A 3,241-nucleotide genomic window follows, 5' to 3' on the forward strand; every position below is an offset into this window, starting at 1 on the left:
CTAAGATTTCTTATAAATATTTTTCAGTTTAATTTTTGGTTGGTGAATAATTCAGGCTAAATTTTTTTGAAAAATAAAAGTCATTTTTTGTCGATTTTCATTATATTTTTTAGTTTTTTTCATATTTACATTTGTTTATACCAATTCTTTCAAACTTATTGCATAATGTCCATTATTTTTTAAATCAAATATCACTAAAAAATCAGAAAAATTAAATTCTATACTTCTATTTATTTTTCTTGCATCTAAGGACATTGGCAAAATTAAAAGTCCCTTTAAATTACTTAAACTTAAGGTGTTAACTATCCTTTCTTTACATATTTTAATTTTTGTTTCCACATCTTCATCTATGCGCTTCTTTAAAAATTCTGGTAAATTTGTCTTCTTTGTGTTGTACAAATAATCATATATTAGCAAGTCCTTTATTGTGTTTCCTTCAAAGCGATTTATTAAAAAATTAAATATTTGAAAAAATTTATCCTGCAATCCTATGCTTCTTTTAAAAAATCCATTTTGTATTAAGTAATCAGTTAATTCTTTAAAGAAAATATAACAATCATCTATATAGTTAAAAACATAATTAAAAGTTCTTTCAAATATATGACTGTTATAAAAGGTTTCAAATACTTCTTCAAACTTTAAAAGATAGCTTATTTCTTGACTACTTAAAGTGTTTGTTTTTAATACCTGATACGGAGCATAACCACAATATTTTATACCATATTTATCCTTATCATAATAAATGGGTGAACCCTTTAGTACCTTTAGAAAACCTATTTGCAATTCATCTGGATTTATACTCATTACATCATTAAAGGATTTTATAAAAGAGTTTATATCTTCCTCGGGAAGACCAACTATTAAATCTAAATGACAATGAATATTACCTATTTGTAGAATTTTATTTATATTTTCCTTTACCCTTTCAAAATTCATTTTTCTATTTATATTTTCAAGAACTTTTATGTTCGTAGTCTGTACTCCTACTTCAAACTGGAAAAGACCTTCCTTTGCCATCTTTAATATTTCTATATCCTCATCCTCCAACAAATCTGCAGCTATTTCAAAATGGAATCTTGTAGATGGAGATAGCTCTATTAAGTACTTCCATATCTCCCTTGAAAAATTTTTATTGGCATTAAAGGTTCTATCTACAAATTTAACAAGCTTTACATTGTTATCAATTAAATATTTCAATTCCTTCTTAACTAAATCTAAGCTTCTAAATCTAACTCTTTTATCTATTGAAGACATACAATAGCTGCATCTAAAGGGACATCCCCTTGAGGCTTCATAATAAATTATTTTATCTGGTATCTCATCTTCATATGGAAACTTAATACTGTCTAAATCAGTTATAGTTTCTGCAAAACCTGTATCTACCATATTTAAATTTTCTCTATATGTTAAACCCTTTATACTCCTTAATCCTTCTAAACTATTTGAATAAATAGAATCTATAAGTGGCTTTATGACCTTTTCTCCTTCACCTTTTATAATAAAATCAATAAAGTTATATTTATTTATTAACTCTATTGAATCAAAGGATACTTCAGGTCCTCCTAAAACTATCTTAATATTTTCATTTATATTTTTAATTGTATTTGCCACCTTTAATGTATTTTCTATATTCCAAATATAGCAAGAAAATGCTACTACATCAGGATTTTTACTCACTATGTCAAAGGATATATTTAAGATATCTTCATTTATCGTAGATTCATACAATTCAACATCATAATCCTCTATTTCTCTTTTTAAATACCTTATTGCTAAATTTGAATGAACATATTTTGCATTTAATGCTGCTAATATAACCTTCATTTTTAACCTTTGTTTCCTCCCCTTTAAATTCTGCTTCTACAAATAATATTCCTTGATTAATTAAACTATTTTTTATTATGAAACTATTATTTTCTAAAACCTTGATTATGTCAAGGAATTTTATACTATAAGGTTTAAAGTAAACCTTAATTGGTAATTTAATCAATCCAATATCAGATTCAACATTAAGTTCGTATTTCGATACCAATTTATTCCTTTCAACTACATCCCATATATAAATTTTGCTATCTTTATCAATTACTTTAGTTATGACTTTTATAATTTTATTAAATTTAAATTTTGTAATCCCCCTTGATAAAACAAAGAAAAAAACACAGGAATTATATACTATGTTTTTATTATCTATTTGTTGTAAATTTGATATATCCTTTTCAATATTACTATATTTAGAACTTATTATTTTATTAATGGCACTGTCTCCTCCATTACACACATCAATAATATTTTCTCCAAAATCTATATTTCTTATATCTACATATAATCTTTTCATCAATACCACCCCAACCCTTTATATATTAATTAAATTCAATTAAAAAAAAATAATTCCTGCCTTATGGGCAGAAATTATTTACTTCTTCTTTTATTTTTATTCTTTTTCTTTTCTACAGAAAAACCAAATTTACCTAAGCTTTTTCCAACAACGCAGTATTGTCCGTGATTGTAACATATAAGTTCTGCTTTATCTAAATGAAGTTTACCTGTATCATCCAATAGAGCTTCATCAACATTTACTGCAACAACTTCTGCAATAAACATATCGTGACTTCCAAGTTTAATAACATCCTTAACCTTACATTCCAATGAAAGCGGACACTCTTTAATTAAAGGAGCACTTACAATGGACGCCTTCTCCTTTGTTAAATTTAATACCTCAAATTTATCTACATCTCTTCCTGATTTTACACCACAATAATCAGTTGCAAAGGCAAGATTTTTATTAGGTATGTTTATAACAAATTCACCTGATTTTTTAATAATATCGTAGGAATATCTTTCTGGGCGTATTGAAATGGAAACCATAGGGGGATTAGTACAAATAGTCCCCGCCCAAGCTATAGTTATAATGTTATCTATCTCATCGTAGCTACAGGAAACTAATACTGCAGGTACAGGATAAAGCATAGTACCTGGCTTCCAAGTAAGTTTAGACAAAACAATCACTCCTCAGATAAGTTTTTTAATTTTCGTACATCATTGAAAAACTTCAGCATAAGTCCAGCTGTTGTCCTTTGGGCCAATTTTAATATAACAGAAGTTATTTTATAATAACGCAGTTCTTCATTCAACTCATTTTTAAACTTATCAGAGATTTCGCATCTAATTTCCAGTAAAGCTTTTTTCTTTATAGGAAATTAGATTTTTTCTATTTTATTGAAATTTTGGAAGGGAAAAAGGC

The 3,241-nt window shown here is 26.5% G+C and carries 3 protein-coding genes; all 3 read right to left on the reverse strand.

What is annotated here, in order from left to right; all coding sequences use genetic code 11:
• Nucleotides 1-135: 135 nt before the first annotated feature.
• Entirely contained in the window at nt 136-1,824 is a 1,689-nt protein-coding gene (locus BUB63_RS12810) for a B12-binding domain-containing radical SAM protein (RefSeq protein WP_073250358.1), read from the reverse strand.
• A complete protein-coding gene (locus tag BUB63_RS12815) occupies nt 1,736-2,335 on the reverse strand; it encodes a hypothetical protein (protein WP_073250361.1) in 600 nt (199 codons plus the stop codon). The genes BUB63_RS12810 and BUB63_RS12815 overlap by 89 nt, the downstream gene beginning before the upstream one ends.
• Before the next feature lie 74 nt (nt 2,336-2,409).
• On the reverse strand, nt 2,410-2,997 hold the full coding sequence (locus BUB63_RS12820) for a flavin reductase family protein (protein ID WP_073250363.1): 588 nt from the start codon (nt 2,995-2,997) through the stop codon (nt 2,410-2,412).
• Nucleotides 2,998-3,241: the final 244 nt, after the last annotated feature.

The sequence above is a fragment of the Caloramator proteoclasticus DSM 10124 genome (genome assembly GCF_900129265.1).
GTDB classification, from domain to species: Bacteria; Bacillota; Clostridia; order Clostridiales; family Caloramatoraceae; genus Thermobrachium; species Thermobrachium proteoclasticum.

Excerpts from the sequence above, each read along its gene's own strand:
- BUB63_RS12810 (WP_073250358.1), bottom strand. The coding sequence starts at position 1,824 with ATGAAGGTTATATTAGCAGCATTAAATGCAAAATATGTTCATTCAAAT.
- BUB63_RS12815 (WP_073250361.1), bottom strand. The coding sequence starts at position 2,335 with ATGAAAAGATTATATGTAGATATAAGAAATATAGATTTTGGAGAAAAT.